18 protein-coding genes are annotated in these 24,166 nt (G+C 43.7%); 15 read left to right on the top strand and 3 right to left on the bottom strand.

Annotated features, from left to right (window positions below; translation table 11 throughout):
* Window positions 1–263: 263 nt before the first annotated feature.
* The 3 genes from AC2SLO_RS09275 to metG all read right to left on the bottom strand — a co-directional run bounded on the left by AC2SLO_RS09275 (window position 264) and on the right by metG (window position 4,822).
* Window positions 264–1,292, bottom strand: a complete 1,029-nt coding sequence (locus AC2SLO_RS09275; protein ID WP_486540548.1) for an ABC transporter substrate-binding protein — start codon at window positions 1,290–1,292, stop codon at window positions 264–266.
* Window positions 1,293–1,421: 129 nt separating this feature from the next.
* Window positions 1,422–2,528 (bottom strand): ABC transporter substrate-binding protein, encoded by a 1,107-nt coding sequence (locus AC2SLO_RS09270; RefSeq protein ID WP_486540546.1) that lies wholly within the window; start codon window positions 2,526–2,528, stop codon window positions 1,422–1,424.
* A gap of 194 nt (window positions 2,529–2,722) precedes the next feature.
* Window positions 2,723–4,822, bottom strand: a complete 2,100-nt coding sequence (gene metG, locus AC2SLO_RS09265; protein WP_486540544.1) for a methionine--tRNA ligase — start codon at window positions 4,820–4,822, stop codon at window positions 2,723–2,725.
* A gap of 554 nt (window positions 4,823–5,376) precedes the next feature.
* Between metG and mgtE the strand changes: the two genes are divergently transcribed.
* The 15 genes from mgtE (at window position 5,377) to nuoL (ending at window position 24,166) form a co-directional block, all read left to right on the top strand.
* Window positions 5,377–6,714, top strand: a complete 1,338-nt coding sequence (mgtE, locus tag AC2SLO_RS09260) for a magnesium transporter (RefSeq protein ID WP_486540651.1) — start codon at window positions 5,377–5,379, stop codon at window positions 6,712–6,714.
* A gap of 210 nt (window positions 6,715–6,924) precedes the next feature.
* The gene (gene apbC / locus AC2SLO_RS09255; protein ID WP_486540542.1) at window positions 6,925–8,196 is read left to right on the top strand and encodes an iron-sulfur cluster carrier protein ApbC; all 1,272 of its coding nucleotides are present in this window, start codon (window positions 6,925–6,927) and stop codon (window positions 8,194–8,196) included.
* Between the two features lie 173 nt (window positions 8,197–8,369).
* Window positions 8,370–9,458, top strand: a complete 1,089-nt coding sequence (locus tag AC2SLO_RS09250; protein ID WP_486540540.1) for a DUF2804 domain-containing protein — start codon at window positions 8,370–8,372, stop codon at window positions 9,456–9,458.
* Window positions 9,459–9,693: 235 nt separating this feature from the next.
* On the top strand, window positions 9,694–10,269 hold the full coding sequence (gene dcd / locus AC2SLO_RS09245; RefSeq protein WP_486540538.1) for a dCTP deaminase: 576 nt from the start codon (window positions 9,694–9,696) through the stop codon (window positions 10,267–10,269).
* Between the two features lie 362 nt (window positions 10,270–10,631).
* Entirely contained in the window at window positions 10,632–11,270 is a 639-nt protein-coding gene (gene ndhC, locus AC2SLO_RS09240; RefSeq protein WP_486540536.1) for an NADH-quinone oxidoreductase subunit A, read from the top strand.
* A gap of 10 nt (window positions 11,271–11,280) precedes the next feature.
* Window positions 11,281–11,949 (top strand): NuoB/complex I 20 kDa subunit family protein, encoded by a 669-nt coding sequence (locus AC2SLO_RS09235; protein WP_486540534.1) that lies wholly within the window; start codon window positions 11,281–11,283, stop codon window positions 11,947–11,949.
* A 251-nt stretch (window positions 11,950–12,200) separates the two neighbouring features.
* On the top strand, window positions 12,201–13,991 hold the full coding sequence (gene nuoC, locus AC2SLO_RS09230) for an NADH-quinone oxidoreductase subunit C/D (RefSeq protein ID WP_486540532.1): 1,791 nt from the start codon (window positions 12,201–12,203) through the stop codon (window positions 13,989–13,991).
* Window positions 13,992–14,187: 196 nt separating this feature from the next.
* Window positions 14,188–14,697 (top strand): NADH-quinone oxidoreductase subunit NuoE, encoded by a 510-nt coding sequence (nuoE, locus tag AC2SLO_RS09225; protein ID WP_486540530.1) that lies wholly within the window; start codon window positions 14,188–14,190, stop codon window positions 14,695–14,697.
* Window positions 14,698–14,723: 26 nt separating this feature from the next.
* Entirely contained in the window at window positions 14,724–16,307 is a 1,584-nt protein-coding gene (nuoF, locus tag AC2SLO_RS09220) for an NADH-quinone oxidoreductase subunit NuoF (RefSeq protein WP_486540649.1), read from the top strand.
* A 16-nt stretch (window positions 16,308–16,323) separates the two neighbouring features.
* Window positions 16,324–19,350, top strand: coding sequence for an NADH-quinone oxidoreductase subunit NuoG (gene nuoG, locus AC2SLO_RS09215; protein ID WP_486540528.1), 3,027 nt, complete (start codon window positions 16,324–16,326; stop codon window positions 19,348–19,350).
* Window positions 19,351–19,396: 46 nt separating this feature from the next.
* Entirely contained in the window at window positions 19,397–20,392 is a 996-nt protein-coding gene (nuoH, locus tag AC2SLO_RS09210) for an NADH-quinone oxidoreductase subunit NuoH (protein WP_486540647.1), read from the top strand.
* A gap of 196 nt (window positions 20,393–20,588) precedes the next feature.
* Window positions 20,589–21,137, top strand: coding sequence for an NADH-quinone oxidoreductase subunit NuoI (gene nuoI / locus AC2SLO_RS09205; RefSeq protein ID WP_486540526.1), 549 nt, complete (start codon window positions 20,589–20,591; stop codon window positions 21,135–21,137).
* A complete protein-coding gene (gene nuoJ, locus AC2SLO_RS09200; RefSeq protein WP_486540524.1) occupies window positions 21,134–21,835 on the top strand; it encodes an NADH-quinone oxidoreductase subunit J in 702 nt (233 codons plus the stop codon). The genes nuoI and nuoJ overlap by 4 nt, the downstream gene beginning before the upstream one ends.
* A 143-nt stretch (window positions 21,836–21,978) precedes the next feature.
* Window positions 21,979–22,287: an NADH-quinone oxidoreductase subunit NuoK gene (gene nuoK, locus AC2SLO_RS09195; protein ID WP_486540645.1), complete on the top strand. Its 309-nt coding sequence runs from the start codon at window positions 21,979–21,981 to the stop codon at window positions 22,285–22,287.
* 4 nt (window positions 22,288–22,291) lie between these two features.
* Entirely contained in the window at window positions 22,292–24,166 is a 1,875-nt protein-coding gene (nuoL, locus tag AC2SLO_RS09190; RefSeq protein ID WP_486540522.1) for an NADH-quinone oxidoreductase subunit L, read from the top strand.

Below are 24,166 nucleotides of genomic sequence, written 5' to 3'. Positions count from 1 at the left end.
AGACAGTGAGCTAAAGTGGGTTTAACAGATTAAGCAATCTGCAGTTAAAGTAAACCAATGAGCATTATGGTAGCGCAATTTCAAAATTGTCATCATATTACCCAGAAATTTAGGCTGGGAACATCATGGTTCCATATAAAAATATTTTATTCTAACAAACAAACTCAAAACTAAACAATACAAAAAGCACATGATACTCATCATGTGCTTTTGATATTAGCATTGCCATTTATTAACTCATTAACATGCTAATAAGTAGACGTTTATTCACTAACTTCTTTTGCTTTATCAAGCACATCTTGAGATAAGGTGATACCTTGCTCTGCAGCATGGCTTGGGCTGACATGTAGATCTAGAGAGCTTGCAGTATAAACAGGGATACTACCAGGTGCTTCACCATTTAAGATACGGCCAACTAATTTACCGGTTTCGCGGCCTAGGTCGTAATAATTAACGCCAAGAGCCGCAATCGCACCACGCTCAACAGAACCGGTATCGGAAGCGATTAACGGTACTTTGCTTTCTTTGGCCACTTGATATAAAGACTCATACGCTGACACCACGTTGTTATCGGTTGACGTGTAGATAACGTCTACTTTATCGGCGATACTGCGGGCGGCCATAGCAATGTCATTACTCTTTTGCGCAGGTGCAGAATGTAAGGTAATGCCCATTGGCTGCAATTGAGTCTCAAGATTTTTAAGAACGATGGTTGAGTTAACCTCACCTGGGCTATACACATAACCGACACTCTTAAGATTTGGAATGATTTGCTGCATTAATTCGATTTGTGGTTTATACGGTAGGGCATCAGAGGCACCTGTTACGTTGGTACCTGAACCGTCTAAGCTGTTTAGTAATTTAGCTTCTACTGGATCGGTTACCGCTGAGAATACCAACGGAATAGTATTGGTTGCTGCAGCCACTGACTGCGCTGATGGGGTTGCGATAGCAACGATAACGTCTGGATTATCACCAACAAACTGTTTGGCAATCTGACCGGCAGTTGCGGTATTGCCCTGAGCGCTTTGGAAGTTGATTTTAAGGTTTTCGCCTTCCACAAAGCCTTCATCAGCCAGCTCTTCAATCACACCTTTACGTACATCATCTAACGCAGGATGCTCAACAATAGCAGTAATGGCTACTTCTTTTACTTCGGTAGCTGCTGGCGTATTGCCGTTAGCATCAGTAGTGCTTTCGTCTGTAGCAGGTTGCTGGTTACAACCGGCAAGAATGGCAGTAGCAACGCCTCCCCACATAAGGGTTTTAACAAAGCGATTTGGATTAAACATTTGGTGTTCTCCTAGGGAGATAATCCCTGATAAATAGGTGGTGATAATATTAAATTGGGGCCTATGCTCATTATTTGAATAAACAGTAGACGATTAATAGCTGTTATAAATTTAGTGGGCTGTGTGTAGTTATTCAGCCGACTGCGTGCTTGGCTCAGTTTCGTCAACGTTAATAGCATTCTCTAGAGTTGCCACATCAAAGGTCACGCCTTGCGCTTTAGCATGCTTTGGGCTGACATATAAGGTCAAGTCGTTCATCACTTGCGGCTTAATATCGGTAATGGCTTCACCATTTAACACGCGATATACCATCTTGCCTGTGGCACGGCCGAAGTCATAGTCATTCACGCCAAGTGCTGCTGTTGCACCGCGGCGCACACTAAATTCATCTGAAGTAATAACCGGAATATGCATCTCATTAGCCGCTGCTGCCATAGCTTCAAAAGCAGAGATAACGTTGTTATCTAGCGAGGTATAAATAACATCAGCACGGCCTTGTAAGCTACGTGTTGCCATGGCCACATCGGTTGGACGATTGGCACTGACATCAAGAATCTTCAGCCCACGTGCCGGCGCTGCCTCTTGTAGCTGCTTTAATACCGCAACTGAGTTTGCCTCACCTGGGCTATACACATAACCGATGGTTTTGGCATTTGGTACCACTTTTTGAATCAAGTCTAATGGTGGCTCGATAGGAAGCTGGCTTGATAGACCAGTAATGTTAGACTGTGTTGGGACTTCATTTTCATCAATGAGCTTTGCGGCAACTGGATCAGAGATGGCAGTATAAATCACAGGAATATTAGTGGTTGAGGCAACCACGGTTTGCGCAGATGGAGTAGAGATAGCCACAATCGCATCCGGCATGTCACCGGCGAACTGCTTGGCAATTTGTCCTGCAGTTGCGGTATTACCTTGCGCGCTTTGGAAGTTAACGGTTAAATTATCACCTTCGACATAGTCATTGTCTGCCAATTCATCAACGATACCGCGGCGTATGTCATCCAATGAAGGATGCTCTACGATCTGGGTAATCGATATATTTTTTGGCGCTTTGCTCGTGTCGGCTGTCATTTCACTTTGCTCAGCTTTATCAGCACAGCCACTAACCAATGCGGCTAGGCCTAAACCCACACTCAGGGCCATGACAGTTTGCCAAGGCTTTTTTGGCTTGGTTGTCACGTTAAGATTAAAGGTGGTCTTGAGAGGGATGATTGAGGGGTAATTTGACGACATAAGTGTTCACTAATCCATTAAGGTTAACAGTGTAAGTCTATATTACAATAATGTAACACAACTGGGAAATAAAAAAACCTGATAAATAATATAAAAGCCGATACCCGTAAGCATCGGCTCTCATTAAGGGTAGGGCTTATTCGGCTTTACGACTTATTTGTCTAGAAGACCCGACAAATAAGTTAAGCCAATCATTAAGCCAATTTGTCACCCACTTGGCATTCATCTGGCAGGGTGATGACTACTAAGCCCGTTTTTGGATCCCCTGAAGATAAAATCATACCTTCAGAGACACCAAATTTCATTTTACGCGGTGCAAGGTTGGTGACACAGATGACCTTTTTATTGGCCAATTGCTCTGGCTCATAAAACTTACGAATACCACTAAATACATTAATCGGCTTATCTTTACCGATATCTAAAGTAAATTGAAGTAACTTATCTGCGCCTTCCACATAGTTGCACTCAAGCACTTTAGCCACGGTCATTTCAACTTTCATAAAGTCATCGAACTCGATGGTAGCGCTTGCCTCTGACCCATCAGCCTTGGCTGGCTTGTCGCCCGATGTTGCATTAGCCTTTGAGTCAGTTTTAGCCTTAACAGCGGCTAAATCTTGTTTTGACTCTTCAACCATGGCATCAAGCTGAGATTGCTCAATACGCTGCATTAATGGCTTAAACTTATTGATTTTATGACCAAGCAACAGCTCATTGCGGCTCTCAAAGCTTAAATCATCGATGTTTAAGAAAGCTTTGGCATTATCGGTTAGCTCAGGCAATACAGGTGCTAGATACACCATCAATTGACGGAAGATGTTAATCGCAACCGAGCACACATCTTGTACTTCTTGTTCAGTACCTTCTTCTTTGGCCATAGCCCATGGTTTTTTGCTATCGATATACTCGTTAGCTTTGTCCGCACATTGCATGATAAGGCGCATTGCACGGCTAAACTCACGATTTTCATAAGCGGCAGCAATCTCTTCACCGGTGCGCATGACATCATTTAATAGCTCAGGCTCAGCGCATTCTTCTGACAGCATGCCATCATATTTTTTGACAATAAAGCCAGCGCTACGGCTTGCGATATTAACCACTTTACCAACCATATCTGAGTTTACTTTTTGCATAAAGTCAGCAAAATCTAAGTTGATGTCTTCGACTTTGTCAGACAGTTTGCTTGCAAAGTAATAACGCAGATATTCAGGATGTAAATGCTTGGCAAACGTCTCTGCTTGAATAAAGGTACCGCGCGATTTACTCATCTTATCGCCGTTGACCATTAAGAAACCGTGAGCAAACACTCCCGTTGGTGTACGATACTCTGCTCCGGCTAACATGGCAGGCCAGAATAGGGCATGGAAATAGACGATGTCTTTACCGATAAAGTGATAAAGCTCTGTTTTGTGCTGATTTTCCTCTAACCAATAATCATCAAAGTTTAGCGCAGGTTTAGCAGGGTCAGTTGAGTCTTTGCGCTGCTCACATAAGTTTTTGAAGCTGGCCATATAGCCCACAGGCGCATCTAGCCAAACATAGAAGTATTTTTCTGGCTCATCGGCCGGCGTATCAGGGATTTTGAAACCAAAGTAAGGCGCGTCACGTGAGATATCCCAGCTGGCAAGACCGGCTTCGAACCACTCTTGTAGCTTGTTCGACACAGATGGCTGCAGACGGCCACTATCGGTTGTCCACTGTTTTAAGAACGACTCAAACTCTGGCAAGTTGAAGAAGTAGTGCTTAGAGGTTCTTAATACTGGGGTGGAACCAGAAAGCGTCGAGTACGGGTTTTTAAGCTCAGTGGCATTATAAGTGGTACCGCACACTTCACAGTTATCGCCGTACTGATCTTGCGCGCCGCACTCTGGGCATTCGCCTTTAACAAAACGGTCGGCTAAGAATAATTTTTTCTCAGGGTCAAATAACTGCTCAACATCTTTGGTTGAGATATGACCTTCGCTGTTTAAACGACGATAAATCAGTTCAGAGAACTCACGGTTCTCTTCTGAGTGAGTTGAATAATAGTTATCAAAACCGATTAAAAATTTGCTGAAATCTGCTTCGTGTGAGGCTTTGACATTGGCAATTTGCTCTTCTGGGCTAATACCATTAGCCTCGGCTTTTAACATGATGGCTGTGCCATGTGCATCATCGGCGCAAACGTAGGTCACTTGATGGCCTTGCGCTTTCATAGCACGTACCCAAATGTCCGTTTGAATGTATTCGACCAAGTGACCTAAGTGAATTGGGCCGTTGGCGTAGGGAAGGGCACTGGTAACAAGAATTTGACGCACAAAATCACCTATTAAGTTTATTGGTTTTAGGAAGGTTGTCAGGATATAAAAAGTGCGTCTATGATACCGCAAATGGCATAAAAATGGGAGTTTACCTCTATATAATTGGTGGGTTGGTGGTATGCAGGCGCTGATGACAAAGGTTTATTTATATTCTGTTTTTATCAATAGCCATAACAGCATTTTTATCAATAGCCCGTGTTTAACAGTCACTCACTTGCTTAAAAACCAGCAATCGCTTAGCATCTTATAAGTTTGGTAACCAGCCCTTAAAAATAGGGCACTAAGCCCGATATATATCATAAGTGAAGGTTTTTTTCTATAAAGGCTATTATGAATTCATTGCTACATCTGCCTTTGTTATAAACCCTAAAATATTGATGACATAAAAAGATACTTATCCAATCACTGTTCTATTAGTTTTTATACTTTTAATTTCTATACATTCCACTTCTTATCAACACAGTCAGCGGGTGTCCGATTGGCATTGGGCCTGCTATGGCTGTGATTAATTGCTTGTGGTAGTGATGCACTGCAAGGAGTAAATACCTATGATGAATTATGATGACATGGCGTTACAATTGGCCGGCGCTATCGAGCAGCAGCAGTTTAATCAAGCCATCTCACAGGTAGCACCGCTACGCCCGATTGATACTGCGGATGTGCTGGCATTAATTAAACCCAGACTGGCGTGGCAATTATTAGAGCGTCTGCCAGATAGAGCCAAGATTTTTTCTTATTTGAAGGTAGAGAATCAAACACGACTGGCGCGAGAGTTTCCACGCGCTAATCTTGCCAAGTTGGTCGGCGAGATGCCGGCGGACGAGCGTACTGACTTATATAAACAGCTCGACCAGAGCCAAAAAGATGCACTATTGCCAGCACTTGCTCAAGCGGAGCGTGAAGACATTCGCCGCTTATCTGCTTATGAGGAGGGAACAGCAGGGGCGCTAATGACGTCAGATTATGCGACGCTAAGTATTCAGATGACGGTAGCAGACGCACTAGCAGCGCTGCGTTTAGAGGCGCCTGATGCCGAGACTATTTATCATGCTTATGTCATTGATAAAGAGCGTAAGCTGCAAGGGGTGGTGTCACTGCGGTCGCTTATTTTATCTGCGCCAGAAGAGCAGATTAGTGACATTATGCTTGAGTCGGTTATCTTCTCAGAGGTTAGTGATGATCAAGAAGATGTCGCCAAAAAGATTGCACGTTATGACTTAATCGCACTGCCAGTTGTTGATAGCAGCGGCGCGTTGGTGGGGATTGTCACTCACGATGATGCTATGGACGTGGCACGTGATGAGGCGACTGACGACTTCCATAAGTCAGGCGGTGTATCTAGCTTAGTCAGTAGCTTTAAAGACACTAGCATTAATCTGTTATATCGTAAGCGTGTGTTTTGGCTGGTGTTTTTGGTATTTGGTAACCTGATATCTGGTGTGGGTATCTCACATTACGAGGAGGTAATTGCGGCTAACTTAGTATTGGTATTCTTCTTGCCTTTATTGGTCGATAGTGGTGGTAACGCCGGCTCACAGTCGGCAACCTTAATGGTTCGCGCTTTAGCCACAGGCGAGGTGGTGATGCGTGACTGGTTTTCACTGCTTGGGCGAGAAGCTATGGTTGCGCTGCTATTAGGAGCGACAATGGCAGTTGCCATCTCTATTATCGGCTATATTCGTGGAGACGCTGTAGTGTCATTAGTATTGGCATTAAGTATGGTGTCAGTGGTGATGATTGGGTGTGTGATTGGTATGAGCTTGCCATTCGTGCTGAACAAACTCGGTTTTGACCCTGCCAGCGCCAGTGCGCCACTGATTACGTCGGTCTGTGATGCTTCTGGTGTGGTGATTTACCTGTTTATTGCGTCGCAGTTTTTACCGATTTAATGATAGATTAATCAAAGAAGTCATCAGGTAAATAAAGAGAGCTGATACCCAGTTAAATAGTCACTGCCAGTGTGGTTTTTTTATAGACCAAAGTCCGCTACACTAACCCGTAATAATACGGCTCAATTGCCGTGCACTTACTTTATTGATAATGGTTTTATCAGTAGCAGAAAACAATTAATGGCAGCAATGCTAAGCTAAGGGGCAAGCATGTTTAACTTTATAAAAAAAACGACCCATAAAGAAGGCCAAACTGAATCCTTTACCGCCACTAAAGCTGAGTTAGAAGCTGCAGCAAATCAAGTGCTCGCTAAAAGCAGTAATGCCAATCAGCAAAACTCAATGACTGCTTTAAAGCAAAGCGGTGAGTCGGTAACTCTAGATTTACGCTTAAGCGGTGACGTTGAGCCTGAAGAGATTCATCGTCAGCTTGGTTTGGCGTTGCAGCCTTACGGAGTTAAAGAGATTAATCTAAATGTAAGCTTGCCACCAAAATCTGCTACTACAGCGGCTAAATCTGCAAACATGACCACCTCAGCTGGTATTGAGCCAGTATCTTCTACCAAGGGCGCCGGTAATAAATTGCCTAAAACGAACAACGCTGCCGCTCCTAAACAAGCTGCGGATTCGGATGAGCCACCGATTACTAAGCGCGCACCTATGCAGTCGAAGTTGCAGCCACACCCTCGTATTAAACATATTATTGTGGTGGCATCAGGTAAAGGCGGTGTGGGTAAATCGACCACCACGGTGAATATTGCTTTAGCACTACAAAAGCTAGGTAATCGAGTAGGCGTGCTCGATGCCGATATCTATGGTCCATCTATGCCAAGTATGCTTGGTGTCGAGGGCGTAAAGCCGCAGCTTGAGAATGAGCAATTTGTGCCAGTAGAAGCGCACGGACTTGCCATGCTTTCTATAGGTAGCTTATTGGATGGAGATAATACCCCTGTTGCATGGCGTGGCCCTAAAGCGACCGGCGCATTGATGCAGTTGTTCAATCAGACCAATTGGCCGATGCTCGATTATTTGGTAATTGATATGCCGCCTGGCACCGGTGACATTCAGCTAACGCTTGCTCAGCGTATCCCTGTTACTGGCGCTGTGATTGTTACCACGCCGCAGCACATTGCATTAATGGATGCGCAAAAGGGCATCGAGATGTTTAATAAAACCAGCATTCCAGTCATTGGTGTGGTGGAGAATATGGCGCTGCATACCTGTTCTAATTGTGGTCATACCGAAGCGATTTTCGGTACCGGCGGCGGGGAGACCATTGCCAAAGAATATCAAGTACCTTTATTAGGGCAATTGCCGCTAGCAGGGGCAATTCGTGCTCAAGCCGACAAAGGCGAGCCAAGTGTGATTGCCAATAACGGCGATGGTGATGATTATGCAGAGTTTTACATGAATATCGGCAAAAATATCGAAGCCAATATTGCTAAGTTTGCTAAACAGCGTGATGACGGTCGTATTTTCTAATAGACTGTCATCTATTAAACTGTAAATAGTTACCTATACGAAAGGCAACAAAACAAGCAATTACCAAAGCATCAGATGGGCTTGCTAAAATAAGCGTATCTGATGCAATGCGGTTTGAATAAATAATAGCCCAGTTCGTTCAGAGAACCACTCTAAAAAGGAATTTAGAGATTATGCACAATAATGATAAAGCTGAAAATGCGGTTAATTTACAAAGTTTAGAGACAGTAGAGCGTTTAATTGAAAATGGTCAGCCGCAATTTGGGGTATTCAAGCAGGTGAAACAGATTAATTATCTGGATTACCACAGCCATCTGATTTCACAAAAACCGGTATCTGCAAGACGTAAGCAATTTAAAGTTAATCAGTTTGCATTTATTCAAATAGTGCAGCCGCCATACCGTATTTGTATAGCCGTGGCCTCTATTAAACTGGCAAGTTCTGCTTTTGCCTACATTTATAATGAGCAGACGCAGCAGCATGACGTGGTTGAAGCGGTCAGTCCGTTAACCTATAACACGGTATTAGAGGGCGATCATCAACACGGACAGATGTCATTTAATCGTGAAAAAATCAGTGTCGATATGCAATTTAAGCCTGAGCAGGTGTCATTAACGTTAGACAGCTGCTTATTTGCAGTCAACGCGGTGCTAACCCGAGGTGATAATCCACTGGCAGTGTGCTCACCATCAGGGCGACGCGGCTGGACATTTACTCAAAAAGAGCCGTTTTCAGCAGTTCAAGGTGATTTTTTATTTAAAGGGCACTCTAAGCATTTTGAGACTGCTGAGTCAAAGGTCGAATCTTTGAGCTTTGATGATAACAGTGCTGCAAACCTAGATTGGACATTAGGCTTTATGCGCCACGAGACCAATTGGTTTTGGGCCTGTATCAATAGCCACTTGCCAAATGGTGCTCATTTCATGCTCAATTTATCTATGGGCGTTAATGAGACCGGTGTGAGCGAGAATGCGTGCTGGCTTGATGGAGAGATTATACATTTGCCGCCAGTTATGTTTAGACGCGGTCAACAAAAAGAGGCATGGCAGATCAGTAATCAGAATCTTGGTTGGAGTAAAGTCGATATTCAGCTCAGCTTTGAGCCAGTAAACGTTTATCAAAAGACAGATAACTATCATCTGGTGGCCAGTATCTTTGAGCAGTGGGTTGGCTATTATTCAGGCGAAATAAGAGTCGGTGATAAAACCATTGTGCTAGATAAAGTGATGGGATTGGCAGAAGATCATTTCGCAAAATGGTAATCTAGGACGTGTCCTCAATTCGTACGATTACATTTAAATGGGCTAAAAATAGCTAAATCTTGTCATACTGCATCAAATAACGGGTAAATATCTCGATTAAGATTAATGTAGAGATAGCGCTATAAATTAGCGGTGTAATTCCTTATAATCATCGCCGTGTTATATTGTGTCATCAGAGGCTCAAAATTGACCGATATGGTCGCAATTATAAGAATTAATATATTGAGGGTATGAAATGTCGATTAAATCTGACCGCTGGATTCGTAGAATGGCTGAAGAACATGGCATGATTGAGCCATTTGAAGCCGGTCAAGTTCGCTTTAATGATGCCGGTGAAAAGCTGGTCAGCTATGGCACATCAAGCTATGGTTATGACGTACGCTGCGCGCGTGAATTCAAAGTATTCACCAATGTACACTCGGCCATTGTTGATCCAAAGAATTTCGATGAAAAAAGCTTTATCGATATTGTTGGTGATGAGTGCATTATCCCGCCGAACTCCTTTGCGCTGGCTCGTACCGTTGAATATTTCCGTATCCCACGTGACGTATTAACTATTTGCTTAGGTAAATCGACTTATGCGCGCTGCGGTATTATTGTGAATGTCACGCCGCTTGAGCCTGAATGGGAAGGTCACGTGACTCTTGAGTTTAGTAATACCACCACATTGCCGGCGCGTATTTATGCCGGTGAGGGTGTGGCACAAATGTTATTCTTTCAAAGTGATGCCGATGATGTCTGTGAAACCAGTTACAAAGATCGTGGCGGTAAATACCAAGGTCAAAAGGGCGTGACCCTGCCACGTACCTAAGCGTATACATTAGATGCTTATAGACTACACTTATAGGCATACATAGGACTAGGTACATAATGTAACGCAACCTATTGAGCCTTAAATAAGTGATTAGGGTATATTGGTTAAGTCTTAGTTATGGTATATGGTTGTGAAGACTAGGTATTGCCTTAAAAAAATTATATTGTCAACAAGCAGTTGCGTGTTTAAGTAACCGAAGTGTGACCTTTAAATTCAGTATTGAGGTAGCTTTTAGCTGTTAAAAAAAGTATAGTATCACCTCAGTTTTTGCCAGCCGATGTATCAATTTATTGCTGTTTAGCGTTATTATCTTTGTAATATAACCGTCAGCGGATACTTGCCAGTGAGGAGATTTATAAATGACTTCCGCCTTTAATTGGTCAGCATTAGCCTTTATTTTGGCTGCCATTGGTTTGGTTATATTCATGCTTGTGGTCCCACGTTTATTAGGTGGACGCTCACAAGGTACAGAAAAAAATGAAATATTTGAATCGGGCGTTGTCGGAGCTGGCAATGCCCGAATTCGTTTGTCTGCAAAATTCTATTTAGTAGCTATTTTCTTCGTTATTTTCGACATTGAGGCCTTGTATTTATACGCTTACGCCGTCTCTGTTAAAGAAGTGGGCTGGCCAGGTTATGCAACAGCGGTAATCTTTGTTGTCGATTTATTAATTGGTTTAATATATGCCTTAAGCTTGGGTGCTTTAAATTGGGCACCAGCTGACAAACGCCGCAAAAAAGAGCGTTTAACCGAAGCGCCTATAGGCTTCAATCTAGCTAATATTACTAAATTTAATGGCATTGATGAGCTACATACCGATCCGACAGGTAAAATACCTGCCCAATCTTCTGGTCAAGTTAACGTATCGAATGATATTGCAGTGAATAAACGTCATTTGGCAAATATCGATCATATTAATACAACAGGTAATGTCACAAGCGTCGATTTTTCAACGCTATCTGATGACACCACTTTGTCTAACAAATCGTCTTCTTAAGGGTTATATCATGAAATATACGCTAACCCGCGCGAATCCTGACGCCGATACTTATCCTGCGCAAACTCGTCAAACGGTGAACAATCCGATTGAGGACGAGGTAAACCGTAACGTCTTTATGGGTAAGCTTGAGGATATGGTTCATGCCTCAGCAAACTGGGGACGTAAAAATTCATTATGGCCATTTAACTTTGGTACCTCATGCTGCTATGTTGAGTATGCCACCACACTAACTGCGGTGCATGACTTGTCACGCTTTGGTGCAGAAGTTATCCGTGCCTCGCCCCGTCAAGCAGACGTAATGATTGTCGCGGGTACTTGCTTTGTTAAAATGGCGCCGGTTATTCAGCGTCTATATGAGCAGATGCTTGAGCCAAAATGGGTTATCTCAATGGGCTCTTGTGCAAACTCTGGCGGCATGTACGATATATATTCTGTGGTGCAAGGCGTGGATAAGATTATTCCTGTTGATGTCTATGTTCCAGGGTGTCCGCCGCGTCCAGAAGCACTGATTCAAGGCTTGATGCTATTACAAGATTCTATTGAAAAAGAGCGTCGTCCACTTGGTGCTTATGTCAATGACAAAGGTATCTATCAGCCGCAGATGCTACCTGAGCGTGATCGCAAACAGGCAGACCGTATTGCTGTTAAAAACTTGCGTAGCCCAGACAGTATTTAACACCTGAATAGAGCAATCATTAGATAAAGGTCATCTGACTTAAGAGACGACCTGACCTATCAATATTAAACTCATAGCAACTCATTTATATTTAATTTGCATTTAGTAAGTAGCTTGTAATAAATACCTTGCATTTAATAGCACATATTCAACAGACAGATAAGCCTAGTACGGTAGAGCAGGACCGCGAATATCAACGTATTCAACGTGTGTTTTCCGTCATTGCAATGACTCTGAGGTAAGCGGTAATCATGGTAACGGATAATAGCAAAGCGACTAATAGCAACACTGCTGGGGCTAATAAAACACAGCCTGCAGTACTTCGTGAGCTTGGACATAGATTCTCAGGTAAATTCACTGAGCAGTTTACTTTTGATAGCATCCCGACTATCTGGGTGGCGCGCAAAGACTTACTTGATATCTTGATGTTCCTGCGTACCTTGCCTAAACCTTATGTGATGCTGCTGGATTTATCCGCCATCGATGAGCGCCTACGGAAGCATCGTGACGGTATGCCAGACAGTGATTTTACGGTGTTCTATCACTTAATGTCGCTTGAGCGTAATAGTGATATCCGTATCAAAGTTGCTTTATCTGAAGACGATTTAACTGTTCCAACAGCCACCAGGATTTGGCCAAATGCTAACTGGTATGAGCGTGAAGTGTGGGATATGTTCGGTATCGTATTTGACGGCCATCCGCATTTAACCCGTATTTTATTACCAAAGTACTGGGAGGGTCATCCACTTCGCAAAGAGTATCATGCGCGTGCTACTGAATTTACGCCGTACTTCTTAAATGCTGCCAAACAGCAGTTTGAACAAGAAAACCTACGCTTTGTACCAGAAGAATGGGGTATGAAACGTAGCGGACGTGATGAAGACTTCATGTTCCTAAACTTAGGTCCTAACCACCCCTCTGCTCACGGTGCGTTTAGATTAGTATTGCAGCTTGATGGTGAAGAAGTTATCGACTGTATTCCAGACATCGGCTATCACCACCGCGGTGCAGAGAAGATGGCTGAGCGTCAAACATGGCATTCTTATATTCCATACACCGACCGTATTGATTATCTTGGCGGTGTGATGAACGAGCTGCCTTATGTGATGGCCGTTGAGCAACTGGCAGGCATTACTGTGCCTGATCGCGCTCAAACCATTCGCGTAATGATGAGTGAGTTTTTCCGTATTACTAACAATCTATTGTATTTCGGTACCTTTATTCAGGATGCTGGTGGTATGACGCCGGTATTCTATATGTTTACCGACCGTCAAAAAGCGTACGACGTGATTGAAGCCGTAACAGGTTATCGTATGCACCCAGCGTGGTTCCGTATTGGCGGTACTGCTGCTGATTTACCTCGTGGTTGGCAGCGTCTGGTTCGTGAGTTCTTAGATTGGATGCCAAAACGTCTTGATGAATATGTCAAAGCGGCAATGCAAAACTCGGTTCTTAAAGGCCGTACTCAAAATGTAGCACAATATGATGCTAAGCAAGCACTAGCTTGGGGCGTGACGGGTGCTGGTTTGCGTGCAACTGGTGTTGACTTTGATTTACGCAAAGCGCGTCCATACATGGGTTATGAGAATTATGACTTTGAGATTCCAGTCGGCTACAACGGTGATGCATATGACCGCTGTATGGTGAAGATTGAAGAGATTCGTCAGTCGCTACGTATCATTAAACAGTGTATGGATAATATGCCATCGGGTCCTTATAAAGCCGATCACCCATTGGCGGTACCACCACCAAAAGATCGTACACTAAATGATATCGAAACCTTGATTAACCACTTTATTTCTGTATCGTGGGGTCCTGTTATGCCTGCTGGTGAAGCGTCGATGATGGTTGAGGCAACCAAAGGTATTAACAGTTATTATATTACTTCTGATAAGTCGACAATGAGTTATCGTACTCGTATTCGTACGCCAACATTTGCGCACTTACAGCAAATGCCATCGGTGATTAATGGTAGTCTAGTATCGGATTTAATTATCTATCTGGCTTCTATTGATATCGTTATGGCAGATACCGACAGATAGATCGGTTTTAGTTTTGATATACCGTTTTGCTTATTAAGACAATAACGATCGATTAAGATAAATTGGCTTGCCGCAGTATCAGGATAGATTTAACCAATCATTTAAACAGATACTGCTGGCCACAAAGCAGTTTAATACACAAGATAGCCCGCACGAATCGTGCCTGCTAAATATGACTAAGTTAAGGATTGGCACTGTGAGAATTGTGACCGATAAAGCACCAACCGTTGATGTTGCAAGCATCTTAACTGCCCAAGAGATTGATGGTATTCATGAATATATTCATCATTATCCTCATGCACGGGCGGCGTCACTTGACGCTTTAAAACTTGTGCAAAAGCGCAACGGCTGGGTAGATGACGCGCAAGTAAACGCCATCGCTAATTTATTAGATGTACCAGTAACAGATATTGAGGGTGTGGCCACCTTCTTTAACCGTATTTATCGCTCGCCTGTGGGTCGTCATGTTATTTTGGTCTGTGACTCAATCGCTTGTTATTTGACCGGTTATGAAGAGTTATCGGCATCACTAAAATCGCATCTGGGTATTGGATTTGGTCAAACTACTCCAGATGGCCGTTTTACCTTATTGCCAATTTGTTGTTTAGGTAATTGTGACAAGGGTCCTTCTGTATTAATCGATGAAGATACTTTTGGTCCTGTTGCTCCTGAAGAGGTTGCCGAGTTATTGGAGTACTATCCATGAGCGAAAATAGCCGAAATACAGCTGCCATGAGTCCAAAGAGTGCGCCAAAAAGACTGTCTATCGCTGAGCAGTTTGCACGCCGTAAGCAAGGTAAAGCACCTAGCCAGTTAAATGAGCAGCGTGTGCCTATCTATGGTGACAAAGAGACCGCTACTATTGAGACCAAGCCATTAACTTGGCGCTTGGCTCATAACGATGCTATTTTAGATTTAGATACCTATCGCTCATTACGCGGCTTTGAGGGGTTGAAGAATGCCTTAGATAAACCGCCTAAACAAGTAGGTGATATGATTAAAGCGGCCAACGTTCGTGGCCGTGGCGGTGCAGGCTTTAATGCTGGTCTGAAATGGTCATTTATGACACCTCCAGATGGTGGTCCTCGCTATCTCATCTGTAATGCTGATGAGATGGAGCCGGGTACCTTTAAAGACCGTTTGCTTATGGAACGTTTGCCACTTCAGCTAATTGAAGGCATGTTAATCACTGCCCATGCTATTGGCGCAACCGACGGTTATATCTTTATCCGCGGTGAATATATTATTGCGGCAAAGCGTTTGATGGCAGCGATTGATGAGTGCATTGCGAATAACTTACTGGGCGACAATATTTTAGGCTCAGATTTTAGCTTTAATTTACATGTGCATACGGGTGCTGGCCGTTATATTTGTGGTGAAGAGACGGCACTGATTAACTGTTTAGAAGGTCGCCGTGCAAACCCTCGTACTAAGCCACCATTTCCACAGGTATCGGGTGCTTGGGGTCGACCAACAGTGGTTAACAACGTTGAAACGCTAAGCAATATGCCGGCCATTATGGTCAACGGTGTGGACTGGTATCAGTCATTGCCAAAAGAGAAAGGCAATAGCGAAACCCCAGGAACTAAGATATTCGGCTGCTCAGGCTTGGTAAATGATCCAGGTCTGTGGGAGTTGCCATTTGGTTATACGGCGCGCGAGATTATTGAAGAGTTCGCAGGCGGCATGAAAGATGGCCGACGTCTTAAAGCATGGTTACCAGGCGGTGCATCAACTGACTTCTTAACACCGGATCATCTTGATGTAGCGATGGACTTTGACAGTATCCAAAAGGCTGGTAGCCGTATGGGTACGGGTCTGATTATGGTGGTCGATGAGTCACAAGACATGGTACCACTGCTTAAAAATCTTGAGATTTTCTTCCAGCGTGAATCATGCGGTTTCTGTACGCCTTGTCGTGATGGTCTGCCTTGGGGCGTCAAATTATTGACTGCCATTGATGATGGAGAAGGTCAGGTCGGTGATGTTGAAAAACTAGAAGGCTTAACCCGCGATTTATGGATAGGTAAAACCTTTTGTGCTCACGCGCCTGGTGCAATGGAGCCGTTAATGAGTGCACTTAAGTACTTCCGTAGTGAGTTTGACAGCAAGATTATTGTTGAGCCGCCAACCGAAGTAGACGCTGAAACATCACAATGGGCAGAGTCTGAAATTAAGAAAGTAATGTCATCGATGGTGAAAAGTAGTCCTGCCGCATCAGCAAGCACAGAGACTGATGCTAACAACAATGCGGATTCAAAAGCAGGTGTAGAAGGTGCAGCAAATGCAGCCTCTAAACCTAGTGATATGAAGTAGAGGAGTAGAAACAGGCATGGCGGTCATACATATTGACGGTAAGCAGGTCGAGGTAAACGGGTCAGATAACCTTTTAGAAGCGTGTCTGTCACTGGGTATCGATGTGCCTTATTTCTGCTATCACCCCGCACTTGGTTCAGTCGGCTCATGCCGTCAGTGCGCGGTAAAGCAGTTTAACAATGCAGAAGATGCAGAAGCAGGCAAAGGCCGATTGGTAATGTCGTGTATGGTGGCACCAACTGATGATATGTATATCTCAGTTGATGACAGCGAAGCGGTTGCCTTCCGTAAGTCTATTGTCGAATTCTTAATGACAAACCACCCTCACGATTGTCCTACGTGTGAAGAGGGCGGACATTGTCATTTGCAAGATATGACCTACATGTCAGGTCATAACAAGCGTCGTTATCGCTTTACTAAGCGTACCCACCACAACCAAGAATTAGGTCCTTTTATTGCACACGAGATGAACCGCTGCATCGCGTGTTATCGCTGTGTCCGTTATTATAAAGACTATGCAGGCGGTGAGGATTTAGGCGTTTATGCCTCAAATAACCGTGTGTACTTTGGCCGTGATAAAGGTGGGCAATTTGAAAGTGAATTTTCTGGTAACTTAACCGAAGTTTGCCCAACCGGTGTTTTCACTGATAAGACTCATTCGGATCGTTATAACCGTAAATGGGACATGCAATATGGTCCAAGTATTTGTCATGGCTGTTCAGCAGGCTGTAATATTTCAGCTGGTGAGCGTTATGGTGAATTACGCCGTATTGAAAACCGCTATAACGGTGAAGTAAACCGCTACTTCTTATGTGATTTAGGCCGCTTTAGCTATGGCTATGTCAACCGTGACGACCGTCCATTACAAGCGATTGAGCGTATTAACGATAAACACGTTAAGATTAACGTTGATTATGCCTTAGACGAAACGGTTAAGCGTTTAAAAGGTAAAAAGGTCATCGGTATTGGCTCACCACGTGCAAGCTTAGAGACCAACTTTGCGCTTAAAAAACTGGTTGGTTTTGATAACTTCTCAACAGGGTTTAATTATCATCAGCAAACCTTGGTCGAGAAATGTATCGAGGTTTTAAGTACTAAAGGTATTCATAACCCAAGCATTACTGAGATTGAAGCGCACGATGCGGTCTTTATTTTAGGTGAAAACATCACTCAGACCAGCGCACGTGTAGCCTTAGCAGTACGTCAAGCAGCAAAGAACAAAAAAGTTAAAATGGCTGCAGCGCTTAAGACACAAGAGTGGTTAGCAGAGCCCGTTCAGCGTATTGGTCAAAAAGAGTTAAGTCCTGTTTATATTGCGGACACCGTGCAGACTAAGCTTGATGATATCAGTAAAGTCAGCTGTGTGGCGACGCCGGAAGATATTGCTGCACTTGGATTTACCGTCGCTGAAGAGATTGAAGCATTAGCAGATAACTTAGACGATATTAAAGCAAATTTTGCTAATCAGAATGAATCTGATGCAGATGCAGACTCTATGCAGTCACTAGCGAAGCAGATTGCGTTTGATTTAGTGAGCGCTGATAAGCCTTTAGTTATCTCTGGCACAGGTCTGTATCACGTGGCTATTATTGAAGCAGCAGCACAAGTGGCTCAAGTATTGACTGCCAAGCGTGATGCTCTGAAAAAATATGAGCATGAGCAAATTGAGATTCATAACGCCAAAATACGTGCTCAAGATGCCGAAAATCAGCCCAAAGAAGACAAAGAGATTGATGCAAAAACTGCGAAAGATACGCCTAAAGAAGATGTCGAGCGTAATCCTGAGCAAAAAGAAAAATTAGAGCTAAAAGAGCCTAACCCGAACTATTCTAATCAAGCGGGTCTTTATTTAATTGTGCGCGATGCCAATAGTATCGGTGTTTGCTTGCTAGGTGGTAAGCCTGTTGAGTCGCTATTGGCGACTGACTTTGACGCTATTATCGTTGCTGAAAATCAATTAACCGATGCGATTGATATTGATAATTTGGCACAGCTATTAAGCGATAAGACCGTTATTGCGCTAGATCATCAGATGCTACATTGGCATAAGTTTGTTGATTTGGTATTACCGGCTGCAAGTTTTGCTGAAGCGGATGGTACCTTGGTATCTGCTGAAGGGCGTGCGCAGCGGTTCTTCCAAGTTTACGACCCAAGCTACTATGATCCTAAATGCAGTATCAAAGAGGGTTGGCGCTGGCTACATGCTGTTGAAACTAGCCTAAATGAGCTGCCATTGGATTGGACACAGCTTGACCATGTCGTGAATGAAATGGTTAAAACGCATCCAAACTTAGAGGGTATTAAGGGGGCAGCACCAAGTGCAGAATACCGTATTTCGGGCCTGAAGATTGCACGTGAGCCAAGACGTTATTCTGGTCGTACTGCTATGCGTGCCAATCGCTCTGTGCATGAGCCTATGCAGCCAAAAGATTTAGATACTGCATTAACCTTCTCTATGGAAGGTTATGCCGGTGAGCAAACGCCAAGCTCAATGATTCCATTCGCGCAAGCACCAGGTTGGAACTCACCACAAGCATGGAATAAATATCAAGACAAAGTAGGTGGTAGTCTCAAGCAAGGTGATCCTGGTGTGCGTTTGTTTGATTTAATGGCGGATGAGGATAGATTACCTAAACGTGACTATATTCGTCCAGAAGCAGTGGCCCCAGTGAAGACCAGTATTTTCCAAGGTCAGGCCAAATTGGTACCAGTGCATAATTTATATGGCAGTTCACCAATGGCACATCGTAGCCCTGTGGTTGCAGCACAAATGCAGGCACCAGCTTTCTATATCGGTGCTGATGATGCTGAGCATTGGCAAGTCAGCAATAATGATTGGTTGGCTGTGACCGTTGATGGTCACCGTGTTGAACTACCTGTGAAAATATTGCCGTATCTTGCAGAAGGCTGTATTGGTTACCCAGTAGGGCAGGCGCCTATTTTGCATGGTCATCTGCCAGCGTCTGTGGTGAAGATTGATCCACCACAAACAGACACCGCATCTTTTAATAATCAACCACAGTTAGAGGGCCAGGGAGGTTAATATGCAAATTACTCGTATCATCCCTGATGTGCCAAGTTTTTTACCGATGTCAATGGAAGCTTGGACAGTACTTTTTTTAGTCGCTCAAGCACTGATTATTTTTTTGACAGTGGTAATAGTTGCTGCCCTTATGATTATTTATGAGCGCCGTATGCTGGCACTTTGGCAGGATCGTTATGGTCCAAACCGTGTTGGTCCTTGGGGCTCATTACAGCTGGTTGCTGATATGCTAAAAATCTTCTTCAAAGAAGATTGGACGCCAAAGTTCGCTGATAAATTTATGTTTATCTTAGCGCCAGCTATCGCTATGTTCACCGCTTTGGTCTCATTTGCTATTATTCCTATTTCTCCAACACTGGGTGTTGCTGACTGGAACATTGGTATCTTGTTCTTCTTTGCTATGGCTGGTATGGCAGTTTATGCCGTTATGTTTGGTGGCTGGGCATCAGAAAACAAATATTCTTTGCTAGGTGGTCTACGTTCTGCTGCGCAAACCATTAGTTATGAGGTCTTTTTGGGCTTATCACTGATGGGTGTTGTCGCCATGACCGGTTCGTTTAACTTACGTGAAATCGTAGTTGCACAAACGGGTGGCTTTTGGCACTGGAATATTTTCCCGCAGTTTTTAGGTTTCTTAACCTTCGTAGTCGCCGGTGTCGCAGTTACTCACAGACATCCATTTGACCAACCAGAGGCGGAGCAAGAACTTGCCGAAGGTTATCATGTTGAATATTCAGGCATGAAGTTTGGTATGTTCTTTATTGGTGAGTATGTGAACGTGGTGCTTATTTCAGCACTAATGACCTGTTTGTTCTTTGGTGGTTGGGATGCGCCAATGAACCTGGGCTTCACAATTTTGCCACCTGCTTTTTGGTTCATGATTAAGACCTTATTCTTTATGACCATGTTCGTTCTAGCACGCGGTTCATTGATGCGTCCAAGATATGATCAAGTAATGAACTTTGGCTGGAAAGTCTGTCTGCCTGTGACCTTGATTAACCTATTAATCACTGCCGCACTGATATTAATTTCTAGTAGCTAATTCTCTGGTGTTTAATATCATTGCAAGCTTTGCAGTAAGACAGATAAAACGATAAAACAAGAGTTTAATTGGTTTTTTAAATCTTCTATTTATTAGTTTAGAGTTATCAGTCAAAACCTAGTAAGTATTTAGCAGTCTGTAGTGCTTGTTACGTTTTGGTTTGATGGCTCACTGATAAGCAATTAGAGAAGTTAACATGTTTAAAACGTTGAAAAATACAGTCGTGGGCATGTTTACCATTGTGCGCTCCATGTGGATGGTTAACAGTCATGCGTTTAGACCTCGCGATACAATTTTGTATCCTGAAGAGCCTGTACCTGTGCCGCCACGTTTTCGAGGACGGATTGTATTGACCCGTGACCCTGATGGCGATGAGCGCTGCGTGGCTTGTAACTTATGTGCCGTGGCATGTCCTGTTGCTTGTATTTCATTACAAAAAGCAGAGCGTGAAGATGGGCGCTGGTATCCTGAGTTTTTCCGTATTAACTTCTCGCGCTGTATCTTCTGCGGCATGTGTGAAGAGGCGTGCCCAACCACGGCGATTCAGTTAACACCAGACTTTGAGCTTGGTGAGTATGTTCGTCAAAACTTAGTGTACGAAAAAGAACATCTACTTATCTCAGGTCCTGGTAAATATCCGGATTATAACTATTACCGTGTTAGCGGTATGGCGATTAAAGACAAACCAAAAGGGGCTGCTCGAAATGAAGCAGAGCCTGTCGATTTAAGGAGTCTATTGCCATGAGTTGGCTACACTGGTTTGATAATACCGCATTGGTAGGATTCTATGCATTAGGTTTGGTGGCGATTATTGCAAGCCTTCGAGTCATTATGCTTGCAAATCCTGTTCATGCCATTCTTTCAATGATTGTCTCCTTACTTTCGCTAGCGGGTATTTTCTTTATTATTGGCGCACCTTTTGCCGGTGCACTGCAAGTCATTGTTTATGCCGGCGCTATTTTGGTGTTATTCGTCTTCGTTATTATGATGCTTAATTTGGGTATCAGAAACGATGAGCGCGAGAGCAAATGGCTCGCCTCCGATGTTTGGGCAGTGCCGACAGGACTTACTCTTATCATTGCTATCGTGTTGGGCGCGATGATTAGCATGAGTCCAGCTGGACTTGATGCACATGGTATATCTCAAACAGCTATGATTGGCGGTACAACGATTTCTGCCAAACATGTAGGTATTGCACTGTTTAGTGAATATCTATTATTGGTCGAAGTGGCGGCGATGCTCTTACTCGCTGCTTTAGTAGCTGCTTATCACTTAGGTAAAAAAGCCTTGGATGATGAGAATGTCAGTCACAGCAGTAGAGTCGGTCAGCTTGATGCCGATGAAGCAGCTGCTTATAACTACACATCTCTTGATGCAAAACGTTTTAAAGATACCCATGCGCAGGGATCAAGAAAGACCCTGTATCGCAAGGAGGACAGTTAATGCCAATGGTAACCTCTGAATCAGTCGCGGCAGTGAATGACGGCACCGCATTGTCCGACGATGTTGTCGCAAGCTTCGGTACCGATACCACGGTGGAAGTGATACAAGATCCTCATACTATTGTTGATGTCAATGACTCAGTACTGGGTACGATACCCATGGAGCATGGTCTGATCTTAGCAGGTATTATTTTTGCTATCGGCTTATGTGGTGTGATGGTACGTCGTAACTTTTTATTTATGTTAATGAGTCTCGAGATTATGATGAGTGCCGCGGGTCTCGCCTTTATTGTTGCAGGCAGTCACTGGATGAGCGCAGACGGTCAGATTATGTTTATTTTTATTCTGACTTTAGCTGCTGCTGAAGCCTCACTGGGTCTTGCTATCTTATTACAATTCTATCATCGCCGCGGTCATTTAGATGTTGATTCGGCCAACGAGATGAGAGGTTAATATCATGAGCTTTTTACCATTAACCTTTATCTTCCCCGCGATCAGCTTTCTAATCTTGGCATTTATGCGTGACCATTTGACCGAGCAATCAGCAAGATGGCTTGGCGTAGGTAGCATGGGCTTATCAGCTTTATGTGCGTTAATTGCCGCATTGAGCTATATGGGTCAATACGATCCGAGCACAGTTATTAATGTGCCGTTATGGACATGGTTACAGGTGGGTGATTTCGCACCTGCGTTTGGCTTAAGCTTTGATGGCTTAGGTTTAACCATGTTAGGCGTAATCACTGGCGTTGGCTTTTTGATTCACCTATTTGCTTCTTGGTATATGAAAGGTGACCCTGGGTTTGCACGCTTCTTTAGTTATATGAACCTATTCGTCGCCAGCATGTTGCTATTAGTATTAGCTGACAACCTTCTACTGCTTTATTTAGGTTGGGAAGGCGTTGGCATCTGTTCGTACTTATTGATTGGTTATTACTTTGAAGACCGAGCCAATGGCCGTGCGGCGATGAAAGCCTTTACTGTGACACGTATTGGTGATGTGTTCTTAGCATTCGGTCTATTCTTATTATTCCGTGAATTTGGTACCTTAAATATTCAAGACATCATCATACGCGCGCCGCAAATGTTTGAGGTGAATAATCCAACATTAGTACTAGCGGCCATGATGTTGGTTGGCGGTGCGATGGGTAAGTCTGCACAGATTCCACTGCATACGTGGCTTGCTGATGCGATGGCCGGTCCGACGCCTGTTTCTGCACTGATTCACGCTGCGACCATGGTAACAGCGGGGGTTTATTTAGTCGCTCGTTTGCATCCAGTATTCATGCTAACACCTGGTATTTTACTGTACTGGGTTGGTGCGGTTGGTGCGATTACATTGGTTGTTGCCGGCTTCTGTGCACTAGCGCAAACTGATATCAAACGTATCCTTGCTTATTCAACCATGAGCCAAATCGGCTATATGTTCTTAGCATTGGGCGTTGGTGCATGGCAAGGTGCTGTATTCCATCTTATGACACACGCGTTTTTTAAAGCGCTATTATTCTTGTCATCGGGTGCGGTTATTATTGCGGTTCACCATGAACAAAACATCTTTAAAATGGGTGGTCTTCGTAAAAAGATTCCATTGGTATTTTGGTGTTTCATTATCGGTGGCGGTGCGCTAGCAGCGATTCCTTGGGTAACGGTTGGTTTCTATTCGAAAGAAGCGATTCTTTGGGAAAGCTATGCAACAGGGCATCAAGTATTGTTCTATATGGGGGTGTTTGGTGCTTTCCTAACCTCACTTTATACCTTCCGTATGATTTGGTTCACCTTCTTTGGTGAAGAAAAAACACATGCACACAAGCTGTCAGGCCTATCGTATCAGATTCCTCTTGTCGTACTACTTGTGTTATCTACGGCTGTTGGTGCCTTGATTACGCCACCACTACAAGGCGTATTGCCAGAGAGTGTGGGTCATTTATTAGAGATGAATGGCGAGGCACATGCTAAGCACACTGCAGAATATATTGCGATGGCTGCGATGGCTGCTGGTTTGATTCTTGCTTATCTATTGTATGTATTAAATAGTGGCAAGCTATTGGCTAAATTTAAAGCATCAAGTTTAGGTGGCGCGATTTATCATTGGTGTTACAACGGCCTTGGTTTCGATGCTTTATACGATCTTGTGTTTGTAAAACCATTTTTATTAATTGGTAAATTACTAAAAGCGGATCCTGTTGATAAAACTTGGAACATCTTACCTGCGATTGCTTCAGCAGGTAACAAAATGATGTCAATGACTCAAACAGGGTCACTTAGAGGGTATGCCGCGAGTTTTGGACTGGGGATGGCAGTGTTATTGATACTAGTCATGATGACGGTGATTTAA

This window comes from Psychrobacter sp. CX14 (assembly GCF_057396205.2).
This window is presented reverse-complemented; position numbering and strand designations above follow the sequence as displayed.

Excerpts from the sequence above, each read along its gene's own strand:
- nuoH (WP_486540647.1), top strand. The coding sequence starts at position 19,397 with ATGTCAATGGAAGCTTGGACAGTACTTTTTTTAGTCGCTCAAGCACTG.
- dcd (WP_486540538.1), top strand. The coding sequence starts at position 9,694 with ATGTCGATTAAATCTGACCGCTGGATTCGTAGAATGGCTGAAGAACAT.
- apbC (WP_486540542.1), top strand. The coding sequence starts at position 6,925 with ATGTTTAACTTTATAAAAAAAACGACCCATAAAGAAGGCCAAACTGAA.
- nuoC (WP_486540532.1), top strand. The coding sequence starts at position 12,201 with ATGGTAACGGATAATAGCAAAGCGACTAATAGCAACACTGCTGGGGCT.
- nuoI (WP_486540526.1), top strand. The coding sequence starts at position 20,589 with ATGTTTAAAACGTTGAAAAATACAGTCGTGGGCATGTTTACCATTGTG.
- mgtE (WP_486540651.1), top strand. The coding sequence starts at position 5,377 with ATGAATTATGATGACATGGCGTTACAATTGGCCGGCGCTATCGAGCAG.
- nuoG (WP_486540528.1), top strand. The coding sequence starts at position 16,324 with ATGGCGGTCATACATATTGACGGTAAGCAGGTCGAGGTAAACGGGTCA.
- ndhC (WP_486540536.1), top strand. The coding sequence starts at position 10,632 with ATGACTTCCGCCTTTAATTGGTCAGCATTAGCCTTTATTTTGGCTGCC.
- AC2SLO_RS09250 (WP_486540540.1), top strand. The coding sequence starts at position 8,370 with ATGCACAATAATGATAAAGCTGAAAATGCGGTTAATTTACAAAGTTTA.
- AC2SLO_RS09270 (WP_486540546.1), bottom strand. The coding sequence starts at position 2,528 with ATGTCGTCAAATTACCCCTCAATCATCCCTCTCAAGACCACCTTTAAT.
- AC2SLO_RS09275 (WP_486540548.1), bottom strand. The coding sequence starts at position 1,292 with ATGTTTAATCCAAATCGCTTTGTTAAAACCCTTATGTGGGGAGGCGTT.
- AC2SLO_RS09235 (WP_486540534.1), top strand. The coding sequence starts at position 11,281 with ATGAAATATACGCTAACCCGCGCGAATCCTGACGCCGATACTTATCCT.
- nuoF (WP_486540649.1), top strand. The coding sequence starts at position 14,724 with ATGAGTCCAAAGAGTGCGCCAAAAAGACTGTCTATCGCTGAGCAGTTT.
- nuoJ (WP_486540524.1), top strand. The coding sequence starts at position 21,134 with ATGAGTTGGCTACACTGGTTTGATAATACCGCATTGGTAGGATTCTAT.
- nuoL (WP_486540522.1), top strand. The coding sequence starts at position 22,292 with ATGAGCTTTTTACCATTAACCTTTATCTTCCCCGCGATCAGCTTTCTA.